The organism is Dryocola sp. LX212 (genome assembly GCA_041504365.1).
Taxonomy (GTDB): domain Bacteria; phylum Pseudomonadota; class Gammaproteobacteria; order Enterobacterales; family Enterobacteriaceae; genus Dryocola.
The window spans coordinates 1,171,197-1,188,326 of sequence record CP167917.1; the positions used below are offsets into that span (position 1 = coordinate 1,171,197).

Genomic DNA, 17,130 nt, shown 5'->3' on the forward strand with positions numbered 1-17,130 from the left:
GAGCGGCGCTTCAACTCAACCACGTAAAATTTTATCCAGCGCGCGGCCCGGCAGCAGGCGGCGTAGCCATGACATCGCGTGGGCGACCAGCGTCACCGGGTAGCGTAACTTCGGTTTATTGCTCTCAAAAGCATGGCGCACTTTTTCCACTACCGCTTCCGGGCCAAGGGTAAAACGCGCGGCGATGCCTGGGTTTTCCACGGGTTTATCGGCCAGCGTCTGGTTAACGTTCTCGGTAAATTGTGTGCGAATCGGGCCGGGTTCGATCAAACTGACCTTAATGCCGCTGTGGTGTAGCTCCATGCGCAGCGTGTCGGACCAGGCCTCCAGCGCATATTTACTGGCGGCGTAAGCACCACGCCCCGGCGTAGCAATCAGCCCCATCACCGAGCTGGTCATTACGATGCGCCCTTCACGGTGCGGCAGCATGGCCGGCAGCAGCAGCATGGTGAGCTGGTGCGCGCCAAAAAAGTTGGTGGAGAACTGCGCTTCAAGCTGCTCGCGGGAGAGCGTCGGCAGCGGCCCGTATACGCCGTAGCCGCCGTTGTTAAACAGGCCGTACAGGCGATTGCCCGTCAGGGCAATAACCTCTGCTGCCGCGCGCGTCACGCTTTCCGGGTCGTCCAGATCGAGCAGCACGCCGGTAAATCCGGCCTGGTTCATGCGCTCCACGTCTTCCGGTTTCCGGCAGGCGGCCAGGATGCGGAAACCCTCCGCCTGCAATGCTTTAGCGGAAGCGAGACCAATCCCGCTGGAACAACCTGTAATTAAAATAGATTTTTGCATAACTTTACCCGAGAGGTGCCCCGTACATTCATGAGTCGTGGTTAACTAAAGGAGCCAGACGGGTCGCCATCCAGTCGGCGATAAACGGCTGGGCATCACGGTTAGGGTGAATGCCGTCATCCTGCATCCATTGCGGTTTCAGGTAGATTTCCTCCATAAAAAACGGCAGCAGAGGAATAGTAAACTCTTTGGCAAGCTGCGGATAAATCGCGCCGAAGGCTTCATTATACCGGCGGCCATAGTTAGCGGGCAGGCGAATTTGCATCAGCAGAGGCTGTGCGTCAGCGGCCTTCACGTCGGTGATAATCTGCCGCAAACTTTTCTCGATGGCCTGAGGCTGAAAACCGCGCAGGCCGTCGTTACCACCAAGTTCAATTAAGACCCAGCGCGGCTGGTGCTGTTTCAGCAACGCAGGCAGGCGTGCCAGCCCCTGCGGCGCGGTGTCACCGCTGATGCTGGCGTTAACTACTTTTGTATCCTGCTGGTGCCATTTCGAATCCAGCAGGGCAGGCCAGGCGGCGGTTGCCGACATGCGGTATCCGGCGCTCAGGCTGTCACCCAGAATCAACAACGTGTCCGCATAAGCGGCGCGGAAGGTCATCAAAGCCAGAAACAGGAAGGGCAAATGCCAGCGGAAAACATTGTTGAAGTTCATCATCTTAGTAAGTCCGTAGGTCAGGGGGATCACCAGCTTTCCATCCTTACCGGAGTTGAGCTGGTTGTCAAACCGGCGCAGACCATCGCGCTGATCGGTGAATCCGGCTCGGGCAAGTCTACATTGCTTGCGATTCTGGCAGGTCTTGACGACGGCAGCGAGGGCGAAGTGCATCTCTGCGGCCAGCCGCTGCATACCATGGACGAAGAGGCGAGGGCAGCGCTGCGGGCCAAAAACGTCGGCTTCGTGTTCCAGTCTTTTATGCTGGTCCCGACGCTAAACGCGCTGGAGAACGTTGAGCTGCCTGCGCTGCTGCGCGGGGAAAACGACTCCGCAAGCCGCAGCCAGGCCAAAGCCCTGCTCGAACAGCTCGGCCTGGGCAAACGCCTGGATCACCTTCCGGCGCAGCTTTCCGGCGGCGAGCAGCAGCGTGTAGCGCTGGCCCGCGCGTTTAACGGCAGGCCCGGCGTGCTGTTTGCCGACGAGCCAACCGGCAACCTGGACCGCCAGACCGGCGACCGCATCGCCGATCTTCTTTTCTCTCTGAACCGCGATTTCGCCACCACGCTTATTCTTGTCACCCACGATGAACAGCTGGCGGCCCGCTGCGACCGCCGCCTGCGCCTGCGTGAAGGGCAGCTGTGGGAGGAAGCATGATAGCCCGCTGGTTCTGGCGCGAGTGGCGCTCGCCCTCGCTGCTTATCGTCTGGCTGGCGCTGAGCCTTGCGGTGGCCTGCGTGCTGGCGCTGGGCAACATCAGCGATCGCATGGAGCAGGGGCTTAACCAGCAAAGCCGCGACTTCATGGCGGGGGACCGGGCGCTGCGCAGCGCTCGCGAGGTGCCGGAAGCATGGCTGAACCAGGCGAAGCAGGACGGCCTGATAGTGGGTAAGCAACTCACTTTCGCCACCATGACCTTCGCGGGGGATACGCCGCAGCTGGCAAGCGTGAAAGCGGTGGACGGCGTTTACCCGATGTACGGCGAGCTGGAAACGAAACCTGTCGGCCTGAAACCCGAGCCGGGCAGCGTGCTGCTGGCCCCGCGCCTGATGGCCCTGCTGAACCTGAAGGTGGGCGACAATATTGACGTGGGGGATGCCACGCTGCGCATTGCGGGGGAAGTGGTGCAGGAGCCGGATTCTGGTTTTAATCCGTTCCAGATGGCCCCACGCCTGATGATGAACCTGGCGGACGTAGCAAAAACCGGCGCGGTGCAGCCCGGCAGCCGCATCACCTGGCGCTATAAGTTTGGCGGTACGCCGCAGCAAATCGAATCCTTTGAAAACTTCCTGCTACCAAAGCTGACACCGGAGCAGCGCTGGTACGGGCTGGAGCAGGACGAGGGGGCGCTGGGTAAATCCCTTGAGCGTTCTCAACAGTTCCTGCTGCTTTCTGCCCTGCTGACCCTGCTGTTAGCCGTGGCCGCCGTGGCGGTGGCCATGAACCACTACTGCCGCAGCCGCTACGATCTGGTTGCCATTCTGAAAACGCTGGGGGCCGGGCGCGCGGCGCTGCGCAAGTTAATCATCGGCCAGTGGCTGATGGTGCTTCTGCTTTCGGCAGTCACCGGCGGCGCGGCGGGAATGGTGTTTGAGGCGGTGCTGATCAGGCTGTTAAAGCCCGTTCTGCCAGCGGCGCTTCCTCCTGCCAGCCTGTGGCCGTGGGTCTGGGCCGTGGGGTCGATGGTGGTGATTTCACTGCTGGTCGGCCTGCGGCCTTATCGCCTGCTGCTGGCTACCCAGCCCCTGCGCGTGCTGCGTCGTGACGCGGTTGCCAGCGTCTGGCCGCTCAGGGTGTATCTGCCGATCATTACTGTCGTCGTGGTGCTGCTGTTAGCGCTGCTGATGGGCGGAAGCACCCTGCTATGGGCGGTGCTGGCGGGAACGGTCGTGCTGGCGGCGCTGTGCGGCATCGTCGGCTGGGGCGTGCTGAAAATCCTCAAAAAGCTGACGGTGAAAAACCTCGCGCTGCGCCTGGCGGTGAACCGTCTGCTGCGCCAGCCGTGGGCGACGTTAAGCCAGCTTGCCGCGTTCTCGCTGTCGTTCATGCTGCTGGCCCTGCTGCTGGTCCTGCGCGGCGACCTGCTCGACCGCTGGCAGCAGCAGATGCCGCCGGAAAGCCCGAACTACTTCCTGCTGAACATCGCCACCGATCAGGTGCAGCCGGTGAAAACCTTCCTCGCCGAGCATCAGGTGATCCCGGAAACCTTCTACCCTATTGTGCGAGTGCGCTTGTCGGCTATTAACGGCAAATCTACCGAAGGCAACCCGGACGAAGCGCTGAACCGCGAGCTTAACCTGACGTGGCAAAGCCAGAAGCCGGAGCACAATCCGATTCTGGCGGGGCAGTGGCCGCCGAAAGCGGGCGAGGTTTCAATGGACGAGGGCGTGGCAAAACGCCTGAATATCAAACTGGGGGATACGGTCACCTTTATGGGCGACACCCAGGACTTCTCGGCCAGAGTCTCCAGCCTGCGCAAAGTGGACTGGGAAAGCCTGCGGCCTAACTTCTACTTTATCTTCCCGCCGGGCGCGCTGGACAACCAGCCGCAAAGCTGGCTCACCAGCTTCCGCTGGGAGGGGAATAACACACTGTTAACGCAGCTCAACCGCGAATTCCCGACGGTCAGCCTGCTGGATATCGGGGCTATTCTGCGCCAGGTTGGGCAGGTGCTGGAGCAGGTGAGCCGCGCGCTGGAGGTCATGGTTGTGCTGGTTACCGCCTGCGGCGTCCTGCTGCTGCTGGCCCAGGTGCAGGTGGGGATGCGCCAGCGTCATCAGGAGCTGGTGGTCTACCGCACGCTGGGCGCCGGCAAGCGCCTGCTGCGAACCACGCTGTGGTGCGAGTTTGCTGTGCTGGGGTTTGTTTCCGGGCTGGTGGCGGCCATCGGTGCCGAGACGGCGCTGGGCATGCTGCAAACGAAGGTGTTCGACTTCCCGTGGGAGCCGGACTGGCGGCTGTGGGCTATCCTCCCCGTTACCGGCGCGGTGTTACTTTCCCTGTGCGGCGGCTGGTTGGGCATCCGCCTGCTCAAAGGCAAAGCATTGTTCCGGCAGTTTGTAGCCTGATTTATCCAGAAAAGGGGGAAGCAGCGTATCGATAAAGGCCTGGGCGTCAGCTTCCAGCTGGACTACGGCTTCCGCGTGGATTACGAACACGAGTTCACCTCCAGCACCGACGATCTGGGCGACATGAACCTGGTGCGTCTGCGCTACGACTTCTAATCAAGCCAGGGCGGGTAAAGCAGATTTACCCGCCAGAAACTGCAATTCCCGAAACCCTCTGCGAATACAGCGAGGCGTTAATCCTCGTCCTGCTGAATCATCAGGAGCACCCGGAACAAAAAGAACGGATGAATGGGATCCTCTACGAGATGATCGCGTTGGTCAGCGAAGATTTAAAAGCCCGCGCTTTATTCGCACGGCGGGCGAGCTAAAAAAGATTGAGGGCGAAGCTTTGCCTGGCGTTCACTGAGTTCGCCCCCCCTTGCCGGGCGGGTCGAAACTCACTCAATTCCATAATCCAGGCCGCCTTTATTCATGAGTATGCCGGGCTCTATAGCAACGGCTTCTTTATACGTCGTCATTTCTGCCGTCTGCTCAATATATTCTTTAAAATGGGGAGTCAAACGGTGGGCCTGATAAGCCTCTGCGCTGGCGTATATTTCATAGAAATACCAGCGGTCTGGGTTGGTTTTATCGGTAGCGGCATACATTGCCAGCACACCCACCTCTTTTTTTATCGACTGTGCCATTTCAGGTAAAACAATTTGGCGAAAAGCCTGCCCATACGCTGGTTTAACATCAACAATGACGAGGTTATTTATCGTCTTGCTGCTTTGAACTATTTTTTTATCGACTAATAGTTGCGGCACGACAAGAATTTTACGTTTCAGACTCGTTTGCAGAATATCAGGTGAATTGCGCAAAAATTCTTTATAGCTCATAGAGCCGAGATGTTTGTCGTAAGCGCTACTGTCAGCATAAATTTCAAACATATAAACTGCTGATGGGTTCATTTTATTTTTAGCTGAATACATTGCCAGGGTTCCGGACTCACCCGTTACCGAAGTACTAATAGTCTTCTCAGCCAGGCTTTCGTAGGCAATTTTTTTATCGTGCTTAATGGTTAGTTCGAAAATATTGAATACGGGTGGGCCTGAGACTTTCTGCGCCTGCGCAACGGCAGAACAGCTTAAAGCTAATGAAACTGATAAAGAAATTCCGGTTTTCACAGACGACCTCTCTTTTCATCAGGATAAGATGTTGAGTGAATAGTCCTGAAAAGGCGCGTCAACCGCGCCATCTCCATCGACTCTATTCGTCGCATTCGACCACTCTACTTTACTCGCAGGGGGGAAAGCCCCGGAGGGTTTTCGGGCAGTGGCGGTACGATGCCATCAACAACATGAGGGACGTACGGAGCCTCCAGCGCTGCAATTTCTTCCTTGGATAATGTCAGGCTAAGCGCATCCACTGCGGTGGAGAGATGCTCCGATTTTGTTGCACCGATTATCGGGGCAGTAATCGCAGATTTAGACAGGAGCCATGCAAGCGCTACATGCGCACGTGGAACGCCTCGCCCGGCGGCAATCTGCGCCACAACCTCAACCACTTTCTGGTCCTGCTGCGCAGCATTTTCGTACATTTTCAGCGCAAAAGCGTCGTTCTGCGTTCGGGGGGTGGTTTCATTCCAGTCTCGCGTCAGCCGACCGCGCGCCATCGGGCTCCAGGGAATTACACCCACACCCTGATCCTCACATAGCGGCAGCATTTCCCGCTCTTCTTCGCGGTACAATAAATTGTATTGCGGTTGCATAGAGACGAAGCGCGTCCAGCCGTTTCGCTCGGCAACATGCTGCATTTTCGCAAAACGCCAGGCTTCCATTGAGGATGCACCGATATAACGAACTTTACCGGCTTTCACGAGATCGTGAAGTGCTTCCATCGTTTCCTCAACGGGCGTACCGTGATCGAAACGGTGAATTTGATACAGATCCACATAATCCATACCGAGCCGGATCAGGCTGTCATCGATAGCCTGAAATAATGATTTACGCGATAAAAAACCAGTATTTGGCGAATTACGCCATGGGAAAAAGGCCTTAGTGGCGACGACGATTTCATCCCGATACGCCATATCACGCAGCGCACGGCCAACAATTTCTTCAGAGCTTCCACCAGAATAAATATTTGCCGTATCAAAAAAATTAATCCCGACCTCTAGTGCCTGACGAATCAGCGGTCGCGAAGCATTTTCATCAAGCGACCAGGCCTGAGGAAGGCGTTCCGGTTCGCCGTAACTCATGCATCCCAGACACAGTCGCGAGACTTTCAGGCCGCTTCGCCCCAGGTTTATATATTGCATACTCATCTCCAGACCCCCTTTTGATAGAAATAGCGGTGACTTTTATTGCCAGTTCCCTATCATTTTCGGGATAAATTCACGAATCTCATATTGAGCAAGGCTTGGATAATAAGCATCTTCTCTCAGGATCGCCTCCAGTTCTTCACGGCTTTCAACCTGAGCAATAACTACGCCTGCTCTTTCACGGTCCGTATAGGGGCCGATAAGTATAAACTTACCGGTGTTGAAATAGTGCTGAAACCAGCTGGAATGACGCGAGAAAAGCGCTTCATGTTGCTCAGGAGCAATGTCGTCATTTACCGATATATTTATGAGATACATTTTTTCCCCTTTTCTACACGGCAATTTTCAAAGCCGCAGCATTTTTTTTAATTGTGGTAATCAGGCGTTCAGCATGATCTTTTGCCATGATTTTTTGTTCACGAATTATCGCTTCATCGCGCCCCGCATAGCTGATACCAAAGGTATGAACGGGGGGCTGCAATTCCAGATTGCACAGCGCTGCTGTGGTTGCAAACTGCGCCATGTAATGCTGTATGTCGTGACCGAACAACCCCTCAGGGGTATACAGGCTCTCGGGTGCTCCGGCAGTAAAGGAAATAATCAGCTTTTTGCCACCTAACTTTGCGGTTGAGCCATGTGCAAAGCCATGGACAAAGACCTTATCAATCCATAACTTCATCAACCCAGGTACTGAATACCAGGAGAAAGGGAACTGCCAGACGATCACATCGGCGTTGAGTAAGGCTTCCTGCTCCTGCGCCACGTTGATTTCGAAGTTCGGGTACAGCGCATCAAGAAAGCGAATTTCGGCCTCGGGTAGCGCTTTTGCGACTTCGCCCAGGATCGTGGCATTGCCAATGGACTCATTAAGATTAGGATGACCTGAAATAATCAGCACATTTTGCATTTTTGACTTCCTTAACAGTGGCTTGTTCAACTGGATATGAGTATAAACAACCCTGATTCTGTTTTTTAGGGCAGCAATGGAACATGCACTCTTAGCTAATAGCTAATAATCTAGCGCTCTTTTCCTCCTGGGGTGACACCATGAACAATGTCATTTACAACCAAATTCGTATTTTCCAGAGCATCGCCCGTGAAGGCAGTATTACCTCGGCGGCGAGGCAGCTTGAGATAACGCCACCTTCCGTGAGCAAAGCATTAAAACTTCTGGAGCAGCACATTGGCCACCCGCTTTTTGTGCGCACCACGAGGCGTATTGAACTGACAGATGCCGGGGAACAGCTGTTGCAACAGACGTCTCTGGCCGTTGAGTCGCTGGAAAGTGCGGTAGAAAGCATAAAAGATCTGAATCAGGAACCGTCAGGACTTGTGAGGATTACGCTTTCTCGCTTTGCCTACCTGCTTATACTGAAGCCCTTTATGGCGGAGTTTTGCCAAAGCTATCCCAAAATACAGCTTGAGATTTCCGTTTATGACGGCACCGTGAACATGATTGATGAACGTTTTGATTTGGGCATTCGTTTTGGCGATATCCTGGAAGAAAGCGTTGTTGCTCGCCAGCTGATGAAACCGTTTCGTGAAGGTTTGTATGCATCGGCAGGTTATCTTGCAGAACATGGTACGCCCGAACTGCCAACGGACCTGCACCAGCATCAGCTCATCGGTTATCGCTTTATCACCAATAACCGCATCCTCCCACTAATGCTGGAAAATCAAGGTGAGCAACTGACCGTTGAAATGCCCGGACAGCTCATCAGTAATGATATTGATGTTATGGCCGATGCCATACGCAGCGGGCTGGGAATAGGAAGGATGTTCGAGCCGGTGTATGACTTGCAGCCCGACAAAGAGCAGTTTATTCCGGTCATGATGCCTTACTGGAAAACCTATCCACCGGTCTATCTCTACTATTTAAAAAGCACTGGCAGGGCAAAGCGAGTTAAAGCGCTGATTGACTTTTTGATTAAGAAAACAGAGCGATAGTCGTCGCCATTACCTGGCGATCGTGGCTGTTTATCCGAACTTAAGAATGAAGCTTTCATGCCCAGGAAACAAGCCGAATCAGGTTCTCTCCCTCAGCCAGCCCTCGACCTGCTGGTAATCCCCGCGGAAGACGATCTGTCCGGCTTTTTTGCTTAGCTGGTAGCGGTACATCGGGTCGTAATACTCTTCCAGCAGCGGAGACAGCCAGGCCAGATGCCCGTCGCAGGAACCTGTTTTCCGCTGCGCTTCCAGCGCGGTATCAAGGTATCCCGTGAACTGGGAATAGCGCTCAAGTCCCAGACGGCGGCGGATGGCGAACAGCCCGTGGTGCAGATATTCTCCGTACTCTTTCCACGCGGTCTCCTCATCGTTGACCGATAAAAACGCTTCGCTCATCTGCTGGAAATACTCGTTTTTCAGCCTTTCCAGACGGACCTCAAACGGATCTTCTATCACTACAATCTTCGCCTGGGTCATCTGCTCCCTGAAGGCTTCGGGGATGTGGCGGGAGCCAATCATGCGCCCTTCATCCTCAATCACCAGCGGCACAGGCTCAGCGTTGCTTTTCTTGATAAGGGTAACGGCGAGGTTGTTTTCAAAGCAGGTCTGCGAAGGCTGTTCGACAATGGTGCGGCCAAACGACGAGCCGCGGTGGTGGGCAAGCCCTTCAAGATCGACCCCGGCGGGCAAAGAACGGATCAGGATCGTCTTGCCGCAGCCTGTGTTTCCGCTTACCAGCACCATCGGCCAGCGGGAGCGCTCTTCAATGGCCTGCATGGCAAAGTGGCGCAGCGCCTTGTAGCCGCCTTCTACCAGCGGATAATCAACGCCTGCTTCTTTAAGCCACTGCTGAACCAGATGGGAACGCATGCCGCCTCTGGCACAGCAAAGATAACCGTCCGGGTTTTGTCGGCACTGCTCCAGCCACATTTGCAGGCGGGCTTCGCGGATTTCACCTTTCACCAGGCTGTGGCCCAGCTCGACCGCTGCCTGCTGGCCGCGCTGTTTGTAGCAGGTGCCCACGGCAACACGCTCATCATCAGACATCAGCGGTAAATTCAGCGCGGCGGGCATCGCCCCCTGGGCAAATTCAACCGGCGCGCGCACGTCGATAAGCGGAGTATCGCTGCGCAGCAGATGTTCGTAATGTTGGGTATTGGGACGGGCGTTGTGCATGCATTGACCTTAAAGCGAATGGGGCGAAACGTCGGGGATTGTGCGCCTGTGAGCATAGAAAAGAAAGAGGGGAAAATGCGACAGGGCGGCTGTGGCGCCCTGTAAAAGTGTAAATTTACCTGCTCAGCTTGTTCTGTGCCCAGGCAATGCCGCTTGCGTAATCCGCCGGAAGCAGCGGCACAAGCGCTTCCAGCGAGGCGCTGAGCCTGTCGGTATCGCTGTCGTTCAGGTTGAGGTGGCCCACTTTGCGACCGGCGCGCACGTCTTTGTCGTACCAGTGCAGATGCACCAGCGGCAGCTTCAGCCAGGCGTAGTTCAGATCCGTGCCGATGAGGTTAATCATCACCGACGGTGCGTTGACCACGGGCAGCGGCAGCGGCAGATCGACAATGGCGCGCAGGTGCAGCTCAAACTGGCTGATGGACGCGCCGTTCTGCGTCCAGTGGCCGCTATTGTGCACGCGCGGGGCCAGCTCGTTGATGAGCAGCCCGGCAGGCGTAATAAAGCACTCCATCGCCATCACGCCGACATACTTCAGTTCGTGCATGATGGCGCTGAGCATGGCTTCGGCCTGGCTCTGCTGCTCCGCATTGGCGTGAGGGAAGGCCACGCTGGTACGCAGAATGCCGTCCTGATGCAGGTTGTGAGTCAGCGGATAAAACACCGTGCTGCCGTCGTGGCCGCGCGCGCCGACCAGCGAAACCTCACCGGAGAAATTAATGCCCTGCTCAACAATGCATTCGCCGTAGCAGTCGTCCGGCAGCTGATCCGTTTCAAAGTCGCGTAAACGCCACTGGCCGCGCCCGTCGTAGCCGCCCACGCGACGCTTTACAATCGCCAGCTCGCCCAGATCTTTGAATACGCCAGACCACTGGTCGCGGCTGGAAAGAAGCTGCCACGGCGCGGTTGCCAGCTCCAGCTTATCGAACAGCTGCTTTTGCGTGAGGCGGTCGGCGATTACCGGAAACACATCGCGGTTAACAAAAGCGTTATGCCGCGCCAGTTCACGGGTTAGCGCCGTCTCGGGCCAGCGTTCGATCTCTGCGGTGATCACGCTCTGGGCGAAAGGCACCGCTTCCGGCTCGGCGTCCAGACCAACCGGATAAACCGCAATGCCCAGCGGCTCGCCCGCCTGGCGCAGCATTCTGCCCAGCTGGCCGTTGCCTAATACGCAGACACGTTTCATGCGTCGCTCCGTGGATCCGGGTTTTCCAGCACTTCGTCAGTCTGCGCGCTGCGCCAGTCGGTCAGGCGCTGGTGCAGGGCCTTGTCGTGCAGCGCCAGAATCTGCGCCGCCAGCAGGGCCGCATTAGCCGCGCCCGCTTTGCCAATGGCGAGGGTGCCAACCGGAATGCCGCGAGGCATCTGTACGATGGAGTAGAGACTGTCGACGCCGCTCAACGCCGCGCTTTGCACCGGTACGCCCAGCACCGGCACCAGCGTTTTTGCCGCCAGCATGCCGGGAAGATGCGCAGCCCCGCCCGCGCCCGCAATGATCACCTCAAAGCCGTTGCTTTCAGCCTGCTCGGCAAAGCTGAACAGCTTGTCCGGCGTGCGGTGCGCGGAGACGACTTCTAAATGGTGTGGAACATCCAGGGCGGTGAGGATTTCTGCGGCAAACTGCATGGTGGCCCAGTCACTTTTGGAACCCATGACAATGGCGACACGCGCCGGGGTCTGGTTGGAGGACATGCGTCTCAAAACTCCTGTGGGTGTGCAAACATCACCGAACGGCTCGTACGGTCGGTCAGAAGGATTGAGAGAATATCATGAACACAAGGCCAGGAAAACGGTTGCGTGGTTAACAAAACGGCGAAAAGCGGGGGTTTTGCTTAAAAATCGAAAGGGATCAGTTCGACGTCTTCGGCGGTAACTTTGATCATCGAGCCATGCGTATGCCAGGCACCCAGCACGCAGCGAAACGCGGCTTCCCCGTTTGCCTGAAGCGTGTGGATTTCGGGGCGATGGGTATGGCCGTGGATCATCCACTGCACGCGGTGGCGGGTGAGGGCGTCAACAACGGCATGCTGGTTCACATCCATGATGGCCATGGACTTAGTGCTGTTGGCGGATTTGCTCCCGGCGCGCATCCGGGCGGCAACGCGTTTTCGGATAAACAGCGGCAGGGCCAGGAACAGCCATTGCAGCCAGGGCTGATGTACTTTTTTGCGAAACGCCTGATAGCCGTGGTCGTCCGTACAAAGCGTGTCACCGTGCAGGATCAGCATTTTGCGGCCATACAGGTCCAGAACTTTTTCTTCAGGTAACAGCGTCATGCCGCTTTGGCGGGCGAAGCGCCTGCCCAGAAGAAAATCTCTGTTGCCATGAATGAAGTAGCAGGGCACGCCGGAGTCAATCAATGCTTTGATAGCTAAGGCAATTTCCTGATGAAGCGGCTCCGGATCGTCGTCGCCAATCCAGGCTTCGAAGAGGTCACCGAGGATGTACAGCGCCTGGGCTTCCCGCGCCGTACCGGCCAGAAAACGCAGAAAACCGGCGGTTATCGCCGGTTCTTCTGAGCAGAGATGTAAATCTGCAATAAACAGAATCATCGTGAGCGAATTACTCGCTGACGGTGACGCTGGTTACGATAACGTCTTCTTTAGGAACGTCCTGGTGCATGCCGCTGCGGCCGGTGGAAACGCCTTTGATTTTATCAACCACGTCCATGCCTTCTACCACTTCTGCAAATACGCAGTAACCCCAACCCTGCATGCTTTCGCTGCTGAAGTTCAGGAAGTCGTTATCAGCCACGTTGATAAAGAACTGAGAGCTTGCGGAGTGTGGCGCCTGGGTACGGGCCATTGCCAGCGTACCACGGGTGTTTTTCAGGCCGTTGTTCGCTTCGTTCTGAATGGTGTCTTTGGTTTCTTTCTGCTTCATGCCAGGCTCAAAACCGCCGCCCTGGATCATAAAGCCGTTGATCACACGGTGGAAAATGGTGTTGTCGTAGTAGCCTTCGCGACAGTAATCCATGAAGTTTTTAACGGTGATCGGTGCCTTATCGTCGAAGGTTTTGATGACGATATCACCGTGATTAGTGTGAAAAGTAACCATGCTGTGCATCCTATATTTTGTCAGACAGTGTTCCGGCAGACGGTGCCGCCACACAAGGTGGTTGTTATAGCATAACTCAACATGATCATCACCTTGCAAAGCGTGCTGCTTACCGGTGGAATTTTGAGGTAACATATAGTCAAATTTCGACTACACACGCAGATATGGAATCCCCTGATGTTAAAAATATTTAATACCCTGAGTCGCCAGAAAGAGGAATTCAAACCCATTCATGCCGGGGAAGTCGGCATGTACGTGTGTGGTATCACCGTTTACGACCTCTGTCATATTGGCCACGGCCGCACCTTTGTGGCATTCGACGTGGTGGCGCGCTACCTGCGTTTCCTCGGCTATAAGCTGAAGTATGTACGCAATATCACCGATATCGATGACAAAATTATCAAGCGCGCCCATGAAAACGGCGAAGATTTCGTGGCGCTGGTCGACCGCATGGTCACCGAAATGCACGCTGATTTCGACGTGCTGAACATCCTGCGTCCGGACAGCGAGCCGCGCGCCACTAAACACATTCCTGAAATTATCGAAATCGTTGAGCAGCTTATCGCGCGCAATCATGCCTATGTGGCGGCCAACGGCGACGTAATGTTCTCTGTCACCACCGATGCGGATTACGGCAAACTCTCCCGTCAGGATCTGGACCAGCTCCAGGCGGGCGCACGCGTTGAGGTTGAAGCGAACGTGAAGCGTAACCCGATGGACTTCGTGCTGTGGAAAATGTCCAAGCCGGGCGAGCCGAGCTGGCCGTCCCCGTGGGGCGAAGGCCGTCCGGGCTGGCACATCGAATGTTCGGCGATGAACTGCAAAGAGCTGGGGAGTCATTTCGATATTCACGGCGGCGGCTCGGATCTGATGTTCCCGCACCATGAAAATGAAATCGCCCAGTCCACCTGCGCCCACGGCGGCGAGTACGTTAACACCTGGATGCACTCCGGGATGGTGATGGTCGACCGCGAGAAAATGTCCAAATCGCTGGGCAACTTCTTCACCGTGCGCGACGTGCTGAAGTATTACGATGCCGAAACCATCCGCTACTTCCTGATGTCCGGCCACTACCGCAGCCAGCTCAACTACAGCGAAGAGAACCTGAAACAGGCTCGTACTTCACTGGAGCGCCTCTATACCGCCCTGCGCGGAACGGACAGCACGGCGCAGCCAGCCGGTGGCGAAGCGTTTGAAGCCCGTTTCCGTGAAGCAATGGACGACGACTTCAACACGCCGGAAGCCTACTCGGCGCTGTTCGATATGGCCCGCGAAGTGAACCGCCTGAAAACGGAAGATATGGCGGCGGCGAACGGCCTGGCCGCGGCGCTGCGCAAGCTCTCTGCGGTTCTCGGCCTGCTGGAGCAGGAGCCGGAAGCCTTCCTGCAAAGCGGCGCGCAGGCCGATGACGGGGAAGTGGCCGAAATCGAAGCGCTGATCAAACAGCGTAACGATGCCCGTAAATCAAAAGACTGGGCGCTGGCGGACCAGGCGCGCGACCGTCTCAACGAGATGGGTATCGTGCTGGAAGACGGTGCACAGGGCACGACCTGGCGCAGAAAGTAAGGCAATAAAAAACCACCTGCACAGCCGGTGGTTCAGTCTCCAATGGTGGATGGCGCTGGCGCTTATCCACCCTACAAAATCCCCAGAATCAGAGCGCAGTTCCGTAGGTCGGATAAGCGAAGCGTCATCCGACGCAGCTATCCTACAAAATCGGCGTACGAATCAGATAATCAAACGCGCTCAACGATGCTTTTGCCCCTTCGCCGGTCGCGATAATAATCTGCTTATAAGGCACTGTCGTACAGTCGCCCGCCGCAAACACGCCTTTCACGGTGGTTTCGCATTTCGCATCAATGATGATTTCACCCATGCGGTTGCGCTCAACGCTGCCTTCCAGCCAGCTGGTATTTGGCAGCAGGCCGATCTGCACGAAAATGCCGGACAGCGCGATATCGTGAACGCCGTCTGAAACGCGATCTTTATACTGCAAACCGGTCACCTTTGAGCCGTCACCTTTTACTTCCAGCGTTTGCGCATTAAGGATGATGTCGACGTTGGTCAGGCTGCGGACTTTATTCTGCAACACCTGGTCGGCCTTCATCTCTGGGGCAAATTCCAGCAGCGTCACGTGCTCGACAATGCCCGCCAGATCGATGGCCGCTTCCACACCTGAGTTACCGCCGCCGATCACCGCAACGCGCTTGCCTTTAAACAGCGGGCCGTCGCAGTGCGGGCAGTAGGTCACGCCTTTGGTGCGGTACTGGTCTTCTCCCGGCACGTTCATGTTGCGCCATTTGGCACCGGTGGCAATGATGATGCTGCGCGCGCTGAGGGTTGCGCCGGAAGCTGTCTGGATCTGGTGTAAACCACCTTCGACCTGCGCAGGGATCAGCCTGCTGGCGCTTTGGGTGTCGATGACGTCCACATCGTAGTCGTCCACGTGCGCCTTCAGGGCGCCCGCCAGCTTCTGGCCTTCCGTTTTCGGCACGGAAATATAGTTTTCGATGTCGACCGTATCCAGCACCTGGCCGCCGAAGCGCTCGCCCATCAGCCCGGTACGAATGCCTTTACGCGCAGAGTAAACCGCCGCCGCCGCGCCCGCAGGGCCGCTGCCGACAATCAGCACGTCGTAAGCTTCGCGCTTGTTCAGCGCTTCTGCCGCGCGTTTTTCAGCGCCGGTGTCAATTTTGCCGACGATTTCAGCAAGCGTCATGCGGCCCTGGCCGAACTCCTTGCCGTTCAGGTAAACCGCAGGCACGCCCATCACGTTGCGCTCCTGGATTTCATGCTGGTAAACGCCGCCGTCAATCGCCGTATGGGTGATACGCGGGTTAAGCACGCTCATCAGGTTCAGCGCCTGCACCACGTCCGGGCAGTTGTGGCAGGAGAGCGAGTAATAAGTTTCAAAATGGAAATCGCCGTCGATGTCGCGGATCTGATCGAGCAGATCCTGAGACTCTTTCGACGGGTGTCCCCCGGTCTGCAGCAGCGCAAGAACCAGAGAGGTAAATTCGTGGCCGAGCGGGGAGCCGGCGAAGCGCGGACCTTTGTCGGAGCCTGGGTTGGTAATTAAAAACGACGGTTTACGTACCGGCAGATCGTTATTAATGCTGAAGGTGACTTTGTCAGATAATTCCGCGATCTCTGCCAGCAGTTCCTTTACTTCGGATGATTTTGCGCTGTCATCCAGCGTGGCAATTAACTCAACAGGTTTGGTTAATCTCTCAAGGTAGGCCTTGAGCTGGGTTTTCATATTGTTGTCGAGCATGGGGTAATCTCCCTGGTGGCAAAAAGCGAAACCCGTTGGGTGGATAAGCGAAAACGCTAACTACCTTCCGGTAAAAAGGCGGGAGCTAACCCGCCGGGGAAAATATGAAGCCGTTAGATTTTACCGACCAGGTCCAGGGATGGAGCCAGCGTCGCTTCGCCTTCTTTCCACTTAGCCGGGCAAACTTCGCCTGGGTGAGAAGCCACGTACTGAGCAGCCTTCACCTTACGCAGCAGGTCAGATGCGTCGCGGCCAATGCCTTCGGCGGTGACTTCGATAGCCTGAATGATGCCCTGTGGGTCAACGATAAAGGTACCGCGGTCCGCCAGGCCTTCGTCTTCACGCATGTTTTCAAAGTTGCGGGTAAGCAGCCCGGTCGGGTCGCCGATCATCGCGTATTTGATTTTGGCGATAGTGTCAGAGCTGCCGTGCCACGCTTTGTGGGTGAAGTGGGTGTCAGTAGACACGGAGTAGATATCCACGCCCAGCTTCTGGAACTCTTCGTAATGGTCCGCCACGTCGCCCAGTTCGGTTGGGCAGACAAAGGTAAAGTCAGCCGGATAGAAGAAGAAAACGCTCCAGCGGCCTTCTACGTCCTGCTCGGTTACTTCGATGAACTCACCGTTTTTAAACGCGCTGTTTTTAAATGGTTTGATTTTTGTATTAATTAAAGACATCTGTACTTCCTCCGTTTTGCGATGGGAGAAAGATACCGAAGAGAGACGATTGTCTCTAATGGGTAGGTTTTATCGAATCAATAAGCATTTCCTTACAGCGAAACTCAGGTATGAAAAAAGGCCACCCGGTTGCCGGGTGGCCTCTTCAAGTTGCGCGTTACAATTTCACTTTAAAAAATTATAGCAGC

The 17,130-nt window shown here is 56.0% G+C and carries 17 protein-coding genes and 1 pseudogene; 5 read left to right on the plus strand and 13 right to left on the minus strand.

What is annotated here, in order from left to right:
* Positions 1-15: 15 nt before the first annotated feature.
* Together ACA108_05580 and tesA are read right to left on the minus strand one after the other, a co-directional pair.
* Complete coding sequence (locus ACA108_05580) at positions 16-786, minus strand: SDR family oxidoreductase (GenBank protein XEX97004.1); 771 nt, start codon at positions 784-786, stop codon at positions 16-18.
* Positions 787-814: 28 nt separating this feature from the next.
* Positions 815-1,444, minus strand: coding sequence for a multifunctional acyl-CoA thioesterase I/protease I/lysophospholipase L1 (gene tesA / locus ACA108_05585; protein XEX97005.1), 630 nt, complete (start codon positions 1,442-1,444; stop codon positions 815-817).
* On the opposite strand from tesA, the gene ybbA reads away from it, so the two are divergent.
* From ybbA to ACA108_05600, 3 genes and pseudogenes are all read left to right on the plus strand, one after another.
* Positions 1,412-2,098, plus strand: a complete 687-nt coding sequence (ybbA, locus tag ACA108_05590; protein XEX97006.1) for a putative ABC transporter ATP-binding protein YbbA — start codon at positions 1,412-1,414, stop codon at positions 2,096-2,098. The two genes, tesA and ybbA, sit on opposite strands and share 33 nt — an antisense overlap.
* Entirely contained in the window at positions 2,095-4,509 is a 2,415-nt protein-coding gene (gene ybbP, locus ACA108_05595; protein XEX97007.1) for a putative ABC transporter permease subunit YbbP, read from the plus strand. The genes ybbA and ybbP overlap by 4 nt, the downstream gene beginning before the upstream one ends.
* A gap of 12 nt (positions 4,510-4,521) precedes the next feature.
* Positions 4,522-4,665: pseudogene (locus ACA108_05600) on the plus strand (porin).
* 281 nt (positions 4,666-4,946) lie between these two features.
* Here ACA108_05600 and ACA108_05605 read toward each other — a convergent pair.
* The 4 genes from ACA108_05605 to ACA108_05620 form a co-directional block, all read right to left on the minus strand.
* Positions 4,947-5,675 (minus strand): putative quinol monooxygenase, encoded by a 729-nt coding sequence (locus ACA108_05605; GenBank protein ID XEX97008.1) that lies wholly within the window; start codon positions 5,673-5,675, stop codon positions 4,947-4,949.
* Positions 5,676-5,779: 104 nt separating this feature from the next.
* Positions 5,780-6,808: an aldo/keto reductase gene (locus ACA108_05610; GenBank protein XEX97009.1), complete on the minus strand. Its 1,029-nt coding sequence runs from the start codon at positions 6,806-6,808 to the stop codon at positions 5,780-5,782.
* A 42-nt stretch (positions 6,809-6,850) separates the two neighbouring features.
* Positions 6,851-7,129, minus strand: a complete 279-nt coding sequence (locus tag ACA108_05615) for a YciI family protein (GenBank protein XEX97010.1) — start codon at positions 7,127-7,129, stop codon at positions 6,851-6,853.
* Positions 7,130-7,142: 13 nt separating this feature from the next.
* Complete coding sequence (locus ACA108_05620) at positions 7,143-7,718, minus strand: NAD(P)H-dependent oxidoreductase (protein XEX97011.1); 576 nt, start codon at positions 7,716-7,718, stop codon at positions 7,143-7,145.
* Between the two features lie 140 nt (positions 7,719-7,858).
* Between ACA108_05620 and ACA108_05625 the strand changes: the two genes are divergently transcribed.
* Positions 7,859-8,758, plus strand: a complete 900-nt coding sequence (locus ACA108_05625; protein ID XEX97012.1) for a LysR family transcriptional regulator — start codon at positions 7,859-7,861, stop codon at positions 8,756-8,758.
* Between the two features lie 78 nt (positions 8,759-8,836).
* Here the strand turns inward: ACA108_05625 and mnmH are convergent, their stop codons facing one another.
* From mnmH to ppiB, 5 genes are all read right to left on the minus strand, one after another.
* Positions 8,837-9,934 carry a tRNA 2-selenouridine(34) synthase MnmH gene (gene mnmH, locus ACA108_05630; GenBank protein ID XEX97013.1) on the minus strand — a complete coding sequence of 366 codons (1,098 nt, stop codon included), beginning with the start codon at positions 9,932-9,934 and terminating at the stop codon, positions 8,837-8,839.
* Positions 9,935-10,049: 115 nt separating this feature from the next.
* Positions 10,050-11,120, minus strand: a complete 1,071-nt coding sequence (gene purK, locus ACA108_05635; protein XEX97014.1) for a 5-(carboxyamino)imidazole ribonucleotide synthase — start codon at positions 11,118-11,120, stop codon at positions 10,050-10,052.
* Complete coding sequence (gene purE, locus ACA108_05640; protein ID XEX97015.1) at positions 11,117-11,626, minus strand: 5-(carboxyamino)imidazole ribonucleotide mutase; 510 nt, start codon at positions 11,624-11,626, stop codon at positions 11,117-11,119. The genes purK and purE overlap by 4 nt, the downstream gene beginning before the upstream one ends.
* A gap of 140 nt (positions 11,627-11,766) precedes the next feature.
* Positions 11,767-12,486 (minus strand): UDP-2,3-diacylglucosamine diphosphatase, encoded by a 720-nt coding sequence (gene lpxH / locus ACA108_05645; protein ID XEX97016.1) that lies wholly within the window; start codon positions 12,484-12,486, stop codon positions 11,767-11,769.
* A 10-nt stretch (positions 12,487-12,496) separates the two neighbouring features.
* Positions 12,497-12,991 (minus strand): peptidylprolyl isomerase B, encoded by a 495-nt coding sequence (gene ppiB / locus ACA108_05650; GenBank protein XEX97017.1) that lies wholly within the window; start codon positions 12,989-12,991, stop codon positions 12,497-12,499.
* 177 nt (positions 12,992-13,168) lie between these two features.
* Between ppiB and cysS the strand changes: the two genes are divergently transcribed.
* Positions 13,169-14,557 (plus strand): cysteine--tRNA ligase, encoded by a 1,389-nt coding sequence (gene cysS / locus ACA108_05655; protein XEX97018.1) that lies wholly within the window; start codon positions 13,169-13,171, stop codon positions 14,555-14,557.
* Between the two features lie 142 nt (positions 14,558-14,699).
* Here cysS and ahpF read toward each other — a convergent pair whose 3' ends face one another.
* Both ahpF and ahpC read right to left on the minus strand, forming a co-directional pair.
* Complete coding sequence (gene ahpF, locus ACA108_05660; GenBank protein ID XEX97019.1) at positions 14,700-16,265, minus strand: alkyl hydroperoxide reductase subunit F; 1,566 nt, start codon at positions 16,263-16,265, stop codon at positions 14,700-14,702.
* 113 nt (positions 16,266-16,378) lie between these two features.
* Positions 16,379-16,942, minus strand: coding sequence for an alkyl hydroperoxide reductase subunit C (gene ahpC, locus ACA108_05665; protein ID XEX97020.1), 564 nt, complete (start codon positions 16,940-16,942; stop codon positions 16,379-16,381).
* Positions 16,943-17,130 lie beyond the last annotated feature (188 nt).